Genomic DNA, 16,130 nt, shown 5'->3' with positions numbered 1-16,130 from the left:
TCTCCCCGCGATAATGGGGAGGAAGGCTTCTTTGTTGCGATTTCTGAACTTACATCAATTTAAACAATCCGTAGATGATAACTGCCGCTTGAGCGCGCGTTGCGTTGCTGGCAGGGGCGAACCTTCCGTTCTCCATGCCTTTCACGATACCGGCTTGCTGCAATGCTTTAATGGCTTGTGCTGCATAGCTCGAGATGCTCGAATCATCGGCAAATTGGATTTCATTGACGGTATTCGGCAGCTCGATATTTGCCTTCGCGGCAGCACGATACAGCATAACGGCCATTTCCTGCCTGCTGATTGCATCGTTGATGCCATAAGATCCGTTCGCTTTCCCGTTGACGATGCCGAGCTGTTGAGCAGAAGCGATCGCTTGATAATACCAGGCGCCTTCCTTCACATCTGTAAAGGTGCTGGTCGCCTTGTCGCTGTTCAGGTCAAGCGCATTTATCAGCATTTGGATGAATTCGGCTCTGGTGACCTGATTGTTCGGCGCGAAAGCTCCAGTCTTAACTCCGGCAACGATACCCCGCGCTTCGAGAGCTTGGATGCTTTCTACCGCCCAAGGTACATTGTTCACGTCTTGGAATGCAGAAGCGTTGGCCTTGGCAAGTTCCAACGTACCAATCTTGAATAGATCCTGATAAGCCGTACCGCTTGCGTCGTTCCAAGCGAACGCGCCAATGCGTACACCGGCTTTCGCGTCGTTCACCTGAACGTCGAAGCCTACTTGAGTACCGCTCGCAGGCGTAATCTGGATAAACGGAATCTGCATCTCGACGATGTAGGAGTTCGTCTTCGCGTCGAACGTCGTCGCGGAGGTCATCTTTGTTGCAACGCCCTGATTATCCGTCATGCCTGCGTCTACCGTCGCAAAGCCGTCATACCGAACGCGGTAATGCCCGGAAGCGTTCGAATACATGGCGTTGGAGCCGTTCGTCAGGTCGAGAACCACTTCGACTGAATCCTGCTCCCAAGGGTTTGTATTCCCCTTGTCCAACGGTTCGGACGGATCTTTGGTCACCTGCGCGAGTACGTACAGGTTCCCGTTGTCCCACAACATGCGAGCGGTAGCGGCCGGCATGTGCGTATCCGCCTTCGTGTTGCCTGCTTGCGTTACATTGATATCGATAGCCGTTGTCGTATTCCAAATGTCGTCTATTTTGCCGTCGATGCTCGGCGTTCCCTTCGCGGCTGTCGATGTTTTGCCCCCAGGAGGCTTTGTCGGAGCGTTGTAATTCGCAAGGTACTTGGCCGGGTCAATCACGGCGTAGAACGCGTCTTTCGGGTATAGGTTGCCGTCGAACAGCAACGGGCTGCCTTCAGACAGCCAGCTGTTGGTATCTGTCAGCCCCCAGATGGAGATGCGCTGCACCGTGTCCTTGAAGCTCGGATCAGTATAAACCTGCATCAACCGCGCGTACTGTGCGGCTTGGGCTTTTACCTGCTCAGCCGTCTGCTGTTTGTTCGTGCCGGCGGAGATGTCCAGCTCGCTGATTGAAACTTTGACACCGATATTCTTGAACATCTGAATCGTCTTTCTCTGGTTGTTAGGGTTGGTGCCGAGGCCGTTATGCTCTTGCAAGCCGACGCCCTGTATGAGCTGCTTGCCAGGATGATCCACAGCCCAACGGTCATTAATGTCTTTCACCATGTCGCGAACGGCTGAGGCCTTATTCTGATCGTCCATGCTATAGTCGTTGTAGTACAACAGGACGTTGTAATCCGGCTCCGCCGCACGGGCGTACTTGAACGCTTGTTCGACGTAGTTCACGTCCGTCGCTTTCAGCCACGGGGTGGCTTTCAGGTAGCTGTGCCAGTCTTTCGGGTCCAACTTGCTGTCACGGACGCTGCCGCTGAACGCTTCATTGACGACGTCCCACGAGATGATGTTCCGCGTGGTTGCGTTGAACTTGCCATCGAAATGCTTGAGCGTCGCGTTAATGTACGCGTTCATGTTCGCATACGCCCCATCCGCGGTCAGACCAGGGTTGGACGGAGTCGAGTCGGAGCTGGAGGTCTTATCGTTGTTCAGCCACGGAATCGATTGCGATTCCCAGACGAGCGTATGACCATGTACTTTAAGGCCATTGTCGATCGCGCTCTGAAGCTCCTTGTCCGCTTCGGTAAAGTTCAGATCCTTGACGTCATGCGTGGAGGCGCTGGTGCCAATCAGCGAAGCAGGTTTCGTGGCGTTCTCAGGCGTCACAACGCCGAACTGGGCTTTCAGGACGGGCATGATTGAGTCTTGCATGTAATAGGGGCCAATGATGCTGCCCATCAAATAACCAGGGTACGTATTCTTAATGCTTGGCAATTTGAGTACATCCGGGTTAGTCGTTGGTACTGTTGCTGCACTAGTGTTATTAACAATAGACAGTGTAGCAGTCCCGCTTGATGCAAAACCATCAGCAGCTTTGTCCTCAAAGTCGGCTGTGTAAACAACATTGCCGCTTGCTGCGTCTTTAACGACGAAGTTATCGATGTAGTAAGTAATATTCTTTGCATCTGTAGCTCCGCTGTCGCCGGCTTTAACAAACTGAAGTTGTCCGCCGCTTGCCGCTAGATAAGTATATGTCGCCGTGTATGAAGTCCAAGCGGGATTAGCCGCACTTAAAGCATTAGTATTCTTAATCCAGTTGTAGTTTCCGTTGGTTTGCAAAAGAATGCCAGCTACGTCTTTGTCAGGTGTGTATAAGTCAAAAGAGAAGGTGTAGGCTTTGTCGGCAACGAGGTTCAAGCCATTTGCCCCTGTGTCTATCTGCACGCCGTCCCACTGTTTCCCACCTGTAGTTTGAACCTTTAAGAAATAATTGGTTGCTGCCTGCGGTGGTGCTGCAGCAGACAGTGTAGCAGCCCCACTCGAAACAAAACCATCAGCAGCTTTGTCTTCAAAGTTGGCTGTGTAAATAACATTGCCGCTTGCTGCGTCTTTAACAACAAAGTTGTCGATGTAGTAAGTTATATTCTTTGTATCCGTAGCTCCTTTATCGCCAATCTTCACAAACTGAATCTGTGGACCGCTTGCCGCTGTATAAGTATATGTATCCGTGTATGAAGTCCAAGCGGGGTTTGCCGCACTTAAAGCTGCTGTATGACTAATCCAGTTGTAGTTAGCGTTACTTTGGAGAACAATGCCTGCCACATCTTTATCAGGGGTGTATAAGTCATATGAGAAGGTGTAGGCTGTGCCGGCAACTAACTTCAAGCCGTTTGCTCCTGTGTCTATTTGCGCGCCATCCCATTGATTCCCGCCTGTAGTTTGAACTTTCAGTGCATAATTTCCATTCGCAACGGCCGCGCTTGCCTTCTGCGCGATCCCGAACTGCGGCAACAACAATGCAACCGCGAATACGATCATCAAAATCTGCTTCCACCGTTTGTTCATCGTGTTATTTCCCCTCTAGAAAAATGATAAAGCCTCAGTGCATTAGCCGAACCCGGAACGTCCGACTTGTCCGTGTGAGATGTTGTATCCCCTTTAAATAAGTGTTCTTTCTGTCAGTAAAGCGCTTACACTTTCTTGATGAAAAAGGAGACCTCCTTCCAATAAATATAAATTTAATGATAATGCTAATGAAAGCGGATCACAGTACACAGATTAAAGATGGAACCACCACAATTTATAGCTTAACTTTCGGTGCTATCAAATTTAGACTATGAAAAATGAGTAAAACCCCAAGGTAAAATTACCTTAGGGTTTGTGCATACTCCGCTGCGCTTCTGCCCGCCGCATAGCCGGTGGAGAAGGCTGCTGTAATGTTATAGCCGCCCGTGTAGCCGTGGATGTCGAGTACCTCGCCGCAGAAATACAGGCCGAGGGACAGCTTCGACTCCATCGTCTTAGGATCGATTTCTTTCAAATGGACGCCGCCGCCGGTGACGAACGCTTCTTCAATCGAGCGTGTACCATACGCGCGCAGCGGGAACGCTTTGATCAAGCGGGCAAACTCGAGCCAGCCCTGTTTCGGAATGTTGTCGTACGTTAGCTGCTCATCGAGCTCAACCTTCGCGAGAAGGAGCGGAATCATTTTATCCGGCAAATAGCCGTGAAGGACGTTCTTGATTGCTTTCTTCGATTCGGAAGCAGCTAGTTTAAGCGTTTCGTTGTAGATTTCGTCGGCCGTTCGATCAGGCAGCAGGTCGATCGTTAGAATGATGTTGCCGACGTCGAATTGCTTGAGCGCCTTCACGACGAATTGGCTGCAGCGCAGCGCAATCGGGCCCGATACCCCGAAGTGAGTAAAAATCATATCGCCGCGATGCTCAATGATTCGCTTGCCCTTCGGGTTCCATACGGACAAGCTGACATCGCGCAGCGAGACGCCTTGCAGCTCCTTCGAGACGATGAACGGCTCGTTCGAGACGATCGGGACTTCCGTCGGGAATAGTTCCGTAATCGTATGGCCGCCTTGTTCGGCCCATGCGTAGCCATCGCCGGTCGAACCTGTGTGCGGAACCGATTTGCCGCCGGAAGCGACAATAACCGCCTTCGATGCGATCCGTTCGCCAGAGCGCAGACGCACGCCGCACGCCGCGCCATCCGTATACAGCACTTCTGCGACAGGCGAATTGACGCGTATCGTTACACCTTGATTAACCACCTGATTAATTAGCGCATCGACAACGGTCTTGGCTTTATCCGTAACCGGGAACATACGCCCGTTGTCTTCTTCTTTCAGCCGAATGCCAAGCCGCTCGAAGAACGAGATGATGTCTTTGTTGCCAAAGTTCGTTAGCGCGCTGTATAGAAACCGCCCATTGCCGGGGATATGCTTGATCAGCTCGTCCATATCTTTGTTGTTCGTTACGTTGCAGCGGCCTCCGCCGGATATGCCCAGCTTGCGTCCTAGCTTATCGCCTTTGTCCAGCAGCAGAACTTTACCGCCGTGCTCGCTGGCAGCAATGGCAGCCATAAGTCCGGCAGACCCGCCCCCGATAATAATGATATCAAACTTCATTCGTACAAAGCCTCCGTGTCATCCGCAATCTATGACCTTCATTGTAATCGGAAAGCTGCGACTTCGCAAAACTTTACAATGCGGTTTCAGCACGCTGCATAACATCATATACATAAGAACCGATAAACCGCTTGCATTCGGGGGCCGATCGTGCTCAACTATTGTTAGAAAAAAGTTAACGTGGAGGCTGCTCGCTATGACTCACACCTCGAACGCGAATGAACGAAAAGGCAGCGGTCAGCCGATTGAACGGCCGCTTACAAGTCCAGTAGATGGATTGAAGCTGTATTCAGCGGAATGGCCGGCATCGGGGTCGCCGATCGGCGTTGTCTGCCTCGTGCATGGCATGGGGGAGCATCACGGCCGGCAAGCTGCGATCGTACAGCCATTGAACGAAGCCGGCTTCACGGTCTTCGTCTATGATCAGCGCGGGCACGGCCGCTCTGAAGGCAAGCGGGGACATTCGCCGTCCATCGCGCATCTGACGAGCGATGTAGACGCAGTGCTTGCAGAGGCGCGGCGTCGCTATGCATCGCTGCCGATATTCCTATACGGCCACAGCATGGGCGGCAATGTAGCCGTCAATTATGCGCTCCGTCATGAAGCCAAGCTCGCTGGGCTTGTTCTGACGAGTCCTTGGCTGCGCCTTTCATTCCAACCGCCGAAGTGGAAGGTGACGATGGGACGTGCGATCGGGCGATTCTGGCCTACTTTTACACAAAAGGCCGGTCTGGCATCCGGTGCTCTCTATCGGCCTGGTCATCCGAACCCGGCGCCTTCCAACGATGAATGGTCGCACGGTAATATTACTGCCGCGATGTTCGTGGCCATGACCGACAGCGGCGAATGGGCGATTCGCGAAGCGAACCGGCTCCACATCCCGTTACTGCTTGCGCACGGTACGGCGGATCGCATTACGTCTTATGATGCAAGCCGCGAGTTGTTCTCGCGTACTAATCAGGCAACTAGTACGTTCATGCCGGTTGAAGGCGGCTACCATGAGCTGTATCACGATACCGACGGGATCAAGACAATGACGCAGATTGCGGCTTGGCTGCAAGAACAAGCGAATCTTTATACAAACTTCAAATAACGAGCCTTTTCGTTCGGCGGAGTCGAATGGGAATTAAAACTTTATCGAATAAGCAGAAATCGGACCGGTTTCTGCTTTTTTTCGTATTTATTTTTCTACTATCCCGATCAGACTTAACAGTCTATGTATAGTAAAAATAAACAATTTGTGTTTTAATTTGTGATATTAGAACGTGTTCAAAAAGTCGGGTTTTCAGCACCGAGAAGCTTGCGAAAACCTGAACAACCTCTATTAGGACGATTGGCAGCAAGGTGGAGTATAGCTCCTTGTATTGGAGAGAGTAGGAGACCGAAACCGTGATGTGGAAAACGATGCTTCTGCAATTATTCATTTCCATTCTACCAGCTGTTGCCTATCAAATGTGGCGGGATCGACCGCATCATCACCCGAGAGCCAGAGAGATGTTGATCGGTATCGTTAGCGCAATTTCGATGGTTCTGTGCATGCTGCTGTCCCATCACTCGCAATTCGGCTATCAATTCGATGCGCGGTTGATTCCTTATGTAGTAGGGTCGCTGTATGGCGGCTACTGGAGTATGGGGGCATTAACCGTTATTTACATTGTCTCGCGTCTGCCGCTGCTGGATACGAGCAATCAATGGATTTCGTTTGGCCTGCTGCTGTTGATCTTTTGTCCGCTGCTCATGATGTCGATCAGACCCTTTCAGCTTGCCAAGCGAATGGATAAGCAGAAGATTGGCGCTGCGCTCGTTACGGTGCTGCAGCTGTTCTTCAGCACGACCATGATGATCAATGTGACGACAAGTGCGCCTGAATCCATGCATGCGGCTGAACTGCTGCTGATTGGTTTAGTGGCGATGTCGTATGTAATGGTCTGGTGTTCGATTCTAATTATTGAGAACATGCGTGAGAATGAGCTCCTGCATAGACAGTTCAGGCGGATGTCGGACAAATATCGCGCCGAGGTTCAGAAGCTGCAGCAATTTATCGACGAGATGACGCTTGGCGTCGTCCTTGTCGATCTTGAAGGGCATATTACACACCTCAATGAAGCGGCGTTTCAGCAGTACCCTAGCCCGAATAATAGGCGAAATATCTTTGAGATGAAGGGACGCATGTTTACCGAATTGTTCGATCCTGAGCGGGATTGGCAGTGCGTCTCGATGGTGGGGAAGGCGCTCGGCGGTGAGCGCAGCTCGCTTGAGCTGGTAGAGAAGGAAGGTCAGGTGCTCGTGAAAACCGCGTTTACGATTCGGGACAACGAGTTAGTTGGTCCGGCTTCGATTACAGGTGCGGCGATCATTATTCACGACATTACTGAGCTTCGGAAGCTGCGTGATGAGCTGGGGCGAATGGACAGGCTCAGTCTGGTCGGTCAGATGGCAGCGAGCATTACGCATGAAATTCGTAATCCAATGGCCGTTATTCGCGGTTTCGTCCAGTTGATGAAAGAACGATCCGGCGAAACACACAATGATTATTTCCGCATCATTATGGACGAGCTCGACCGTGCGAACATGATCATCAACGACTTTCTTTCCTTGGCACAAAATCGGCTTATCGATAAGGCGCTTACCTCGCTTAACGACATTGTAGCGGATACGATACCGCTAATTCAGGCGGATGCGAACTTGCGCGGCCTGCATCTGGAATGGAACCCAAGGCCCAGCTTGCCTGAACTATGGCTTAATGACAAAGAGATGAAGCAGCTCATTCTGAACCTTGCGCGCAACGGGCTTGAGGCGATGAAAGACGGTGGCAGCTTAAGGCTCTCTACACGAACCTATCCGGGCATCGTCGAGCTGCGCGTGCAGGATACAGGGGTCGGCATTACGCAGATACAGATGGATCAGATGTTTGAACCCTTCTTCACGACCAAATCACGGGGGACCGGACTTGGCTTACCTGTCTGCTTGAGTATTGTTGAGAAGCATCACGGCAGTATAGAGGTTGAGTCGAAGGAAGGCGAAGGAACAACCTTTATCGTCAAATTCCGGATTGAAGAAAGTTTGGCGGAGGCGGCTGCGGCTGCCGGTTACGAAGTAGGTTTCGCAGGATAAAAGGATTCCTCCACGCGCATAATACAGCACGGAAGGAGGATGATGACAAATGGGTAATAAATCGAATAAACAGAGTGCATCGGCGCCGGCTAATCGCAACTCGGCATCGAACAAATCAGCTGGAGAGCCGGGCTTCGACAAGAAGCTGGATGGACCTAACCGTCCTTCCACCTAAGCGCAGACTATTATGATGCGTGATATAGGAAGCAATTATAGGGAAGAGTACGAGGCGTCGGTGGATGCGCTGAGGGATGATCCGGAGCTTGATCCATACGAGATCAACTTCCTGCCAGCCTATCGCAGCGGGCGAGGGCCCAGAGGCGCCTTCGTCAATCGGCACGGGGTCGTCATTGGTGACCATATGTATGCTTCACCTAATTCGCCGTTAGAGCTGTGGTCGACGGAGACGGATCCGGCGATGATGTCTGGCGATGAATGGGTGCACCCGTATAAAGATATAGGATTCCTCACATCGGACAATCGTGCGATATTCGAGGAGGGCCGCGATCCGCAGACGGGCGCTGACAGGTTTCAACATCCGGATAAAGATGTAGGCTATGCAGCCGATGAGCCAAGCACTTGAGGCAGCCTTGCAGCAGCTGGATTGGACAGCAGCCAGCAGGCTGAGCTGCGTCGATCAGAGGTTTCAGATGGCTACATATCGGGGATGTTCGGAAGGGCTCGCAGCCGGGTGAAAACTCGGCTGCTTTTGCTTTACATTCATTTTCCATGAGGTTTATAATAATTATAATCATGTAACAATGAGGCTATTATGATAATTGAAAGGTGAGTGAAGAACATGTCAATGTCCTTCGAACGATATATGCTGGATATGATTCAACCGATGCGCGACGATTTGACGCGCGTCGGCATTACGGAGCTCCGCACGCCGGAAGAAGTGCAAGAAAGCTTCGACAATGCCAAGGGCACGACGCTTGTTGTCGTTAACTCCGTATGCGGCTGCGCAGCGGGCCAATGCCGTCCAGGCGTTGCGGAAGCGCTCCAGTTTGATGTAGTGCCGGATAACCTGTATACGGTATTTGCTGGTCAAGACAAAGAAGCGACGGCGAAGGCACGCGAATATTTCGCGCCATACCCGCCATCGTCCCCTTCGATCGCACTGATGAAAGACGGCGAGCTCGTACACTTCATCGAGCGTCACCAGATCGAGAACCGTTCCGCAGCTGATATCGCAGCAGATCTGACTAATGCATTCGACCGCTTCTGCCGGTAATTTTTCAAAGATCCAGATGTCAGGAAGGAAGTTAGAACGATGAGCTTGCAGCGCGAAATTATTGAACGGTTCGGCGTTCAGCCGACGATTGACGTCGATGCGGAAATTCGCAAACGGGTCGATTTTCTGAAGGAGTACGTCCGCAAGTCTGGCACGACTGGACTGCTCATCGCGATCAGCGGCGGCATCGATAGTGCTGTTGCTACGGGTCTGTGCAAGCAGGCTACCGATGAGCTGTCGGCTGAGACGGGCAAGGAATATATTACGCTCGGCGTTTTCCAGCCGTACAATGAGCAGGTGGACATCTCTGACAGCTACGCTACAGCAGACGCATTCAACCTGACGCATCGGGTGGAGACGGATATCGGCGAGACGGTCGATGAGATCGCGCTTGAAGTAGAGCACAGCCTGAAGGCAATCGGTATCAGCCGTCACCTGAGCCGCGGAGGCAAGGGCAATGTGAAGGCTCGTACGCGCATGGTGATGCAGTACGCTATCGCATTCGACATGAACCTGCTTGTTGTCGGTACGGATCACGCATCCGAAGCGCTCACAGGCTTCTATACGAAGTGGGGCGACGGCGCCGTAGATATTACGCCGCTTAGCTCGCTTAACAAACGTCAAGTTCGCCAAGTTGCAGCGCGCCTCGGCGTACCGCAAAGCGTTCTCGATAAGGCGCCTACCGCAGGCTTGTGGGAAGGTCAGACGGACGAGAATGAGCTTGGCATCACGTATGAAGATAACAGCAACTACCTCGAGGGCAAGGAGATTGCGCCTGAAGCCCGCGAGAAGCTCGAGAAGCAATATTTGCGTACAGAGCATAAACGCTCACCTATTCCAGGCATCTAGAACGGTGCATCGAAGAGGGAGGAAGCCGGGTGACGGCCGTGCAGCAGCGCGGCGGCCCGGTTTTGTTGTTTTCTGCCCACTCAAGTTTTCAGAGTGTTAGTCGAACGGAGGAAGCGTGCTTGATTATTGGAATTGGGCATGACATTGCCGATATCGATCGGATTGCGGCGATTCTGGGGAAGCCCACGGGTGCCAAATTTATCGACCGGGTGCTTGCAGGTGCAGAGCGGGAACGTGCTGCAGCATTGACGGGAAGAAGGCTGGCTGAATTTGTTGCAGGAAGGTTCGCGGCGAAGGAAGCGGTCGTAAAGGCGCTCGGCTGCGGCATCGGCACGATAGCAGGGCTGCACGATATCGTAATCGGGCGGGACGAGAGAGGCAAGCCGGAGGTGCTTCTGTCGGCGTCTACATTGCACAAGCTTGGCTGGGAGGACGCTCAAGATTCTGGCAGAGTGATTCGCCGCGTTCATGTAACGATTACGCATGATCGGGGGCTCGCTTCTGCCTTCGCTGTTGCAGAACAACTCAGTTGAGTTGAACTAGTAATCGTTCGCGCCGTGGTATATCGGCTGCACCATCTGCCCATAGTAGGAATAGATTGCAACGAATACTAGCGGATGCAAAGGGGCGGATGTCGATGAATCAGCGTTGGACGACGAGCAGAACGAGATTCAAAACAGGCGCAAGTGTCGTATACGACGGCTTATATACCGATAGCTGGGGCGGACAACTCGTATTGTTTCGCGGCGACCGGTTTCCAAGTCATCCGGAAGCGGGACCTACGACATGGACATATGCCAGATTTGGAAACCGCTTACGCCTTGGTTCGTATGAGGAGTATGCACAATAGCTGGATTGCCGCAGAAACCTAAGCCGGACAGCATGATGCTGTTCGGCTTTATTGCTGTTTCGAGAGCCAATCAGCCAGTTTGTCGATATCGTCTGCTGACAGCTTGCTTGCGAATGCAGGCATGATGTCGCCGCCGTTCGTAATTTGCTTCGCAATCGCTTCTTTCGTCATTCTGCTTCCGACGGTCCGAAGATCGCTATCGGGGCCGACCTTGCCGCTTAGGTCGGATGCGTGGCAGCTGATGCAGCGCGCGTTGTACAGGGCGATTGCTTCCTTAGAACCTTCGAGCGAAGCTGAAGATTTGGATTGGCTGCCACAGCCTGCTAGAGCAATTAATGCAAGGGCTGCCGCCAGAAGCTTCCAAGGCACTGTACGCGACATGGCGGTACTTCTTATTTTGGTCATGGTTAAGCCTCATTTCTCGCAATATTTACCTATGAGTATAACATAATGTTTTTTAACTTCTCATTGCTGCGGAGTCTCTTTATAATTGGGGAGAACAACTACGACGCACAATGACAGCTTTGAATCTAACATTAGGAGTTTACAAACTTGATATACGACGACTTATTGCTCAGAAGGTTGAACCAGATCGAGGTCGAGCATGCATTAAGCGGTATTTCGCGCAAAGACTCCGGTTGGACGTATGATGCGAAAAATTCGGATCTGACCCGCCTGTTCTATCCTGTCAACGGGAAGGGCTGGCTTCGCATTGAACATAAAGAGTTTGTTATGGAACCGGGGTTTCTCTACATGCTGCCTGGTTCTGTGGATCTGGCTTATGGCACTGCAGGCGATGAGGAGCTAGTATTCTACTGGACTCATTTCAAAATGAACCTAGGCGGGTTCCAACTGCTTACGGAGCTTGACATTCCGTTCGTTGTTGCCGCGCCGGACAAGCATGAGGCCACAGATTTGTACGAGAAGCTGATCGGGCTGCAGCAGGTGGATACGCTGCTGCAGAGCTGGCGTACGAGAGCTGTGCTGCTGGAGCTGCTGGCCTGCTTCTTGGAAGGGGCAGGGCTTGAGCAAGCGTTCATGAACAAACGTGACAAGTTGGATCCGTTCCGGGATTCGCTTGCCTATATCGAGGAGCATCTGTCGGAGAGCATATCGATCGAACAGCTGGCTTCGATCGAGTGCATGCATCCGAATTATTTTACGACGATATTCAAAAGCGTTGTTGGCTCGTCGCCGGTTAATTATATGAATGAGCGGCGACTGGAGCAGGCGCGGACGCTGCTGGAGCAGACGACGCTCAACGTATCCGACATCGCGGGCAGGATTGGGATGCAGAATCATTATTTGTCCCGCTTGTTCAAGCAGCAGTACGGCATTACTCCTCGCCGTTACCGGGAGCTGTCGCAATCGATTGATGGCGCCATGCAGCCGATTCCAGAATTGCAGCGTCAGGCTAGAATGGAAACGGTGAAGAATACGGTCGAGGGAGTTAGGCAAGGAGTGGAAGCAGATGAGCGGGACTGAACTAGAGCAGGAGCTGTCGCAAGCGGAGTTGGCAGCGTTCTTCGGAAGAGAGCTGCTGGGCTGGTATGACGTTGTGAAGCGGAAGCTGCCTTGGCGGATCAATCGGGACCCGTACCGCGTGTGGGTATCGGAGATTATGCTTCAACAGACGCGCGTGGATACGGTTATTCCGTACTATGAGCGTTTCATGCAGCGGTTTCCGACGGTGCAGGCGTTAGCTGAGGCGCCTGAAGAGGATGTGCTGAAGCATTGGGAAGGGCTCGGCTATTATTCACGCGCACGCAATCTGCAGGCTGGCGCTCGAGAGGTAGTGGAGCGTTATAACGGAATCGTGCCTGACGATGCCGCATCGGTCGCATCGCTCAAAGGCGTTGGCCCCTATACAGCAGGTGCGATTATGAGCATTGCATTCAACCGATCAGAGCCGGCAGTCGATGGCAACGTTATGCGGGTGCTGTCGCGCTTCTGGCTGCTGGAAGACGATATTGCAAAGCCGGCGACGCGGGTGAAGATCGAGAAGTTAGCACGTTCAATCATTCCGGAAGGACGGGCTGGCGATTTCAATCAGGCGCTGATGGAGCTGGGTGCGCTCGTCTGTACGCCGAAGTCACCGGGCTGTCTCACTTGCCCGGTGATGGAGCATTGCGCAGGCAGATTGGCAGGCCGTGAGGCCGAGCTGCCGATTAAGACGAAGGCGAAGCCGCCGCGTCCGGAATGGCGGCTGGGCGTTGTGGTTGAGGGCAGCGGAGAGAATGCAGGACGCGTACTCGTTAGACAGCGTCCGGATACAGGGCTGCTCGCCCGCATGTGGGAGCTGCCGCATGTGCTCGTGCCGAAGGATGCGGAGAAGCGTCTTCGCAGCGACAAGAGCGAAGCGGAGAGCGAGCGTGAGCAAGCATCGCTTGCGGATCTTCTTGCCCGGATGCTGCACGAAGAAGCGGGGCTGCTCATCCGCCCGCTTCGTCATTGGACCAAAGCGGAGCATGTATTCAGCCACATCCATTGGCATATGGATGTATTCGAAGCGGACCTGCCATCGATCGGCGCCGTAGCGAGTGGTGATGTTAACGCATCTGAGCAAAGCATACTTGCTGAAGGACTCGGCCTCGTTGCAGAGGCGACAAGTTCATACGAAGGGGATAAGAAGCTGCCTTCCGGGTATGCTTGGATTGGTCCCGAGGCGATGGACACGCTGGCTTTTCCGAATTTGTTCTTGAAGCTGCTGCAGCAGCACTGGGGGATTAAAGGAAGGGGATAGAAGGAATGAGCGAACTTCTAGATATGCTTCATCAGCACAAGATCGTCGCAATTCTTCGCGGCATTGAGGCTCAGAATGCTGATCGGGCTGCGCAAGCGATTATTGACGGCGGCGTTCGGCTGCTGGAAGTGACGATGAACACGGAAGGCGCAACGGCCATTATTAATCAATGGCGGACGAAATTCGGCGACGGCGAAGCGCGCATTGGTGCGGGCACGGTTCTCGATGTGGAGATGGCACGCGAGGCAGTAGCCGCAGGCGCGCAGTTTCTCATCTCGCCGAACCTTGACGAAGAGGTCATTGCGTATGGTGTGGAGCGCGGCATCTCGGTATGGCCGGGCTGCATGACGCCAACGGAAATCGTTCGCGCTTGGAAAGCTGGAGCAGAAGCGGTGAAAGTATTCCCGATGGCCTCCCTAGGGGTCAAATATCTCGCGGAAATTCGCGCGCCGCTGAACAACATTCCGATGCTTGCAACAGGCGGCGTCGATATCGACAACATCGGCGACTACTTCCGCGCTGGCGCTTGCGCAGTTGGCATGGGCAGCAAGCTCGTGAATCTGGATTGGATTCGCGGTGGCGAATACGATCGCGTAACTGAGCGAGTCCGTCAGTTCGTGGAAGCGGCAGCTTCGGTGTAATTAAACAGGCAGACTGCTTAGCGAAGTATGAACGAATGAATCTTATAGCAAGCGGGAAGGGCGAGCAGAGAGCGGAATACGCTGTCTGCTCGTTTTTTCATTACGGGGAAATAGTAGTATGTCGGGGAAGTGGCTTGGGGGTTAAACGTTAGATTCGAAGCGCGGCTTCATCCAGCTCGATCCGGAAACCTTTCACGAGCGACTCACCGTTGTATATGTCGGTTTCATAGGCCCGCTCGAAGCCGAGATGCTCATACAGCCGGACGGCGGCGCTCATCATATCGGAGGAGTGGAGATTCAGGCGCCTCGCCCCAAGCTCGCGCGAACGACGGATGGATTCTCTAATGAGCAGCGTTGCAATGCCTTGGCCTCTGGCATGAGGGGATACGGCTAGGTACCGGATGACCGGATTCGGGATATGTAAGTCCGAACGACCGTAAGCTTCCTCCGAAGACGCGAACAGCTGGACGCTGCCGATAATCGCATTGTCCTTCTCCGCAATGATTCGCGCGATTGGCTGTCCTTCGTGGAATGACGCCCGAATCGCCTCCTTGTATGGCTCCCAGCGTTCGCTGGGGAGTTCATCCGCATACTGACCGTACGCATCCAACAGCAGTTGAACGAACGGCTCGTGATCTTCCTCTCTCGCATCTCGAATGATGATGTCCCCCTGGTTGCTCATCGCGGTCGCTCCTTTAATTGTGGTATTTTACAATTACTATATTCCATAATTCCGATTAATCCTATATGATAAAGATAATTTCTAATGCGCAATAGAAAAGGTCTATCGTTGACCACCTGAGGGGGATGCGAATGAATATTGAGAACATGGAAGCCTTTGTGTATGTCAATCACTATGGCAGCTTCAATAAGGCAGCCGAAGTGCTGTACCTGTCCCAGCCATCCGTCACCGCCCGTATACAGACACTTGAACGCGAGTTGGACTGCCGGCTTTTCGACAGACTGGGCAAACAAATCATGCTGACGGAGAAGGGAAAGCAGTTTCTTCCTTACGCGCAGCAGATCCTTCAGATCATTCAGAAAGGGCGGCTGCATCTGCAGGAGAAGGGGGCGCGCCCGCAAGAGCTGCGCATCGGAAGCACCGTGTCGGTATCGAACTATTTGATTCCGGATCTGGTGCCTAGGCTGAAGCAGCTGTTCCCGCAGCTTCGGTTCAAGCTGACGACTGCGCCGACCGACGAGCTTGTGCGCAAGGTTTTGGACCGCGAGCTGGATATTGCTTTTGTCCGTAAGGTAGCCCATCCGTCGGTCCAATCGTACCCATTCTATGAGGATCCGATTAAGTTATATGTGTATGAGGGGCATCCTTTTGCCTCGTTAGGCAAGGTGTCTATTCAGGAGATCCGCTATCAGTCGCTGTTGTTCTTCGAATGCGGGTCGCTTGATTGGCAGCGGCTGCACCGCGTGTTCGAGCAGCTGGAGTATTCGCCGAACATTATGTTCCATGCCGACAATTCGGAAACGGCCAAGAAGCTTGTTCTGCAAAAGGTAGGCATCTGCTTCCTGCCGGGCTTGTGCGTCAAAGAGGAAGTGAGCCAAGGCCGTCTCATTCCGATCGAGATCGAGGAGACGAAGGGCATCTCGCTTCATACGAATCTAATCGCGCTCACCGGCGAGAACGAGGAGTTCATCGAAGCGCTGCTGCCGAAGAGCGTGAGTTTTTATAGTATTTAAGTTACTATTTCATTGCATCCATAAGAAAAAAATATTAGTCAGG

At 52.7% G+C, this 16,130-nt stretch carries 16 protein-coding genes; 12 read left to right on the top strand and 4 right to left on the bottom strand.

The features are described 5' to 3' along the window. Positions 1-49: 49 nt before the first annotated feature. Both H8B09_RS22815 and H8B09_RS22810 read right to left on the bottom strand, forming a co-directional pair. A complete protein-coding gene (locus tag H8B09_RS22815) occupies positions 50-3,388 on the bottom strand; it encodes an endo-1,4-beta-xylanase (RefSeq protein ID WP_191205894.1) in 3,339 nt (1,112 codons plus the stop codon). 301 nt (positions 3,389-3,689) lie between these two features. After that, positions 3,690-4,961 carry a BaiN/RdsA family NAD(P)/FAD-dependent oxidoreductase gene (locus tag H8B09_RS22810; protein ID WP_191205893.1) on the bottom strand — a complete coding sequence of 424 codons (1,272 nt, stop codon included), beginning with the start codon at positions 4,959-4,961 and terminating at the stop codon, positions 3,690-3,692. Between the two features lie 196 nt (positions 4,962-5,157). On the opposite strand from H8B09_RS22810, the gene H8B09_RS22805 reads away from it, so the two are divergent. The 8 genes from H8B09_RS22805 to H8B09_RS22775 all read left to right on the top strand — a co-directional run bounded on the left by H8B09_RS22805 (position 5,158) and on the right by H8B09_RS22775 (position 11,008). Further along, positions 5,158-6,054 carry an alpha/beta hydrolase gene (locus H8B09_RS22805; protein ID WP_191205892.1) on the top strand — a complete coding sequence of 299 codons (897 nt, stop codon included), beginning with the start codon at positions 5,158-5,160 and terminating at the stop codon, positions 6,052-6,054. A 299-nt stretch (positions 6,055-6,353) separates the two neighbouring features. Next, positions 6,354-8,075 carry a two-component system sensor histidine kinase NtrB gene (locus H8B09_RS22800; RefSeq protein WP_191205891.1) on the top strand — a complete coding sequence of 574 codons (1,722 nt, stop codon included), beginning with the start codon at positions 6,354-6,356 and terminating at the stop codon, positions 8,073-8,075. A 49-nt stretch (positions 8,076-8,124) separates the two neighbouring features. Further along, positions 8,125-8,250, top strand: a complete 126-nt coding sequence (locus H8B09_RS30925; RefSeq protein ID WP_263576151.1) for a hypothetical protein — start codon at positions 8,125-8,127, stop codon at positions 8,248-8,250. Positions 8,251-8,265: 15 nt separating this feature from the next. Then, positions 8,266-8,658 (top strand): DUF3905 domain-containing protein, encoded by a 393-nt coding sequence (locus H8B09_RS22795; RefSeq protein WP_224753935.1) that lies wholly within the window; start codon positions 8,266-8,268, stop codon positions 8,656-8,658. A gap of 216 nt (positions 8,659-8,874) precedes the next feature. After that, positions 8,875-9,309, top strand: coding sequence for a BrxA/BrxB family bacilliredoxin (locus H8B09_RS22790; protein ID WP_110046026.1), 435 nt, complete (start codon positions 8,875-8,877; stop codon positions 9,307-9,309). 39 nt (positions 9,310-9,348) lie between these two features. After that, positions 9,349-10,158 (top strand): NAD(+) synthase, encoded by an 810-nt coding sequence (nadE, locus tag H8B09_RS22785; protein ID WP_191205889.1) that lies wholly within the window; start codon positions 9,349-9,351, stop codon positions 10,156-10,158. A gap of 119 nt (positions 10,159-10,277) precedes the next feature. Further along, a complete protein-coding gene (gene acpS / locus H8B09_RS22780) occupies positions 10,278-10,691 on the top strand; it encodes a holo-ACP synthase (protein ID WP_191205888.1) in 414 nt (137 codons plus the stop codon). 104 nt (positions 10,692-10,795) lie between these two features. Further along, the gene (locus tag H8B09_RS22775; RefSeq protein WP_191205887.1) at positions 10,796-11,008 is read left to right on the top strand and encodes a hypothetical protein; all 213 of its coding nucleotides are present in this window, start codon (positions 10,796-10,798) and stop codon (positions 11,006-11,008) included. Positions 11,009-11,056: 48 nt separating this feature from the next. On the opposite strand, the gene H8B09_RS22770 is transcribed toward H8B09_RS22775, so the two are convergent. After that, positions 11,057-11,413 carry a c-type cytochrome gene (locus H8B09_RS22770; RefSeq protein ID WP_191205886.1) on the bottom strand — a complete coding sequence of 119 codons (357 nt, stop codon included), beginning with the start codon at positions 11,411-11,413 and terminating at the stop codon, positions 11,057-11,059. Between the two features lie 147 nt (positions 11,414-11,560). On the opposite strand from H8B09_RS22770, the gene H8B09_RS22765 reads away from it, so the two are divergent. From H8B09_RS22765 to H8B09_RS22755, 3 genes are read left to right on the top strand one after another with little or no spacing between them, the layout of a single operon-like run. Then, complete coding sequence (locus H8B09_RS22765; RefSeq protein WP_191205885.1) at positions 11,561-12,493, top strand: AraC family transcriptional regulator; 933 nt, start codon at positions 11,561-11,563, stop codon at positions 12,491-12,493. Beyond that, positions 12,480-13,751: an A/G-specific adenine glycosylase gene (gene mutY / locus H8B09_RS22760; RefSeq protein WP_191205884.1), complete on the top strand. Its 1,272-nt coding sequence runs from the start codon at positions 12,480-12,482 to the stop codon at positions 13,749-13,751. Before H8B09_RS22765 ends, mutY begins: the two co-directional genes overlap by 14 nt. Positions 13,752-13,756: 5 nt before the next feature. Then, on the top strand, positions 13,757-14,392 hold the full coding sequence (locus tag H8B09_RS22755) for a bifunctional 4-hydroxy-2-oxoglutarate aldolase/2-dehydro-3-deoxy-phosphogluconate aldolase (protein ID WP_191205883.1): 636 nt from the start codon (positions 13,757-13,759) through the stop codon (positions 14,390-14,392). 148 nt (positions 14,393-14,540) lie between these two features. Here the strand turns inward: H8B09_RS22755 and H8B09_RS22750 are convergent, their stop codons facing one another. Next, entirely contained in the window at positions 14,541-15,074 is a 534-nt protein-coding gene (locus H8B09_RS22750; protein ID WP_191205882.1) for a GNAT family N-acetyltransferase, read from the bottom strand. Positions 15,075-15,205: 131 nt separating this feature from the next. Here H8B09_RS22750 and H8B09_RS22745 point away from each other — a divergent pair, with 131 nt between their 5' ends. Next, the gene (locus H8B09_RS22745) at positions 15,206-16,087 is read left to right on the top strand and encodes a LysR family transcriptional regulator (RefSeq protein WP_191205881.1); all 882 of its coding nucleotides are present in this window, start codon (positions 15,206-15,208) and stop codon (positions 16,085-16,087) included. The last annotated feature ends 43 nt before the right edge of the window (positions 16,088-16,130 follow it).

Source organism: Paenibacillus terricola (genome assembly GCF_014779765.1).
Taxonomy (GTDB): Bacteria; Bacillota; Bacilli; order Paenibacillales; family Paenibacillaceae; genus Paenibacillus_T; species Paenibacillus_T terricola.
Note: the sequence above shows the minus strand (reverse complement) of the source record. Positions and strands in the feature narration are given on the sequence as shown.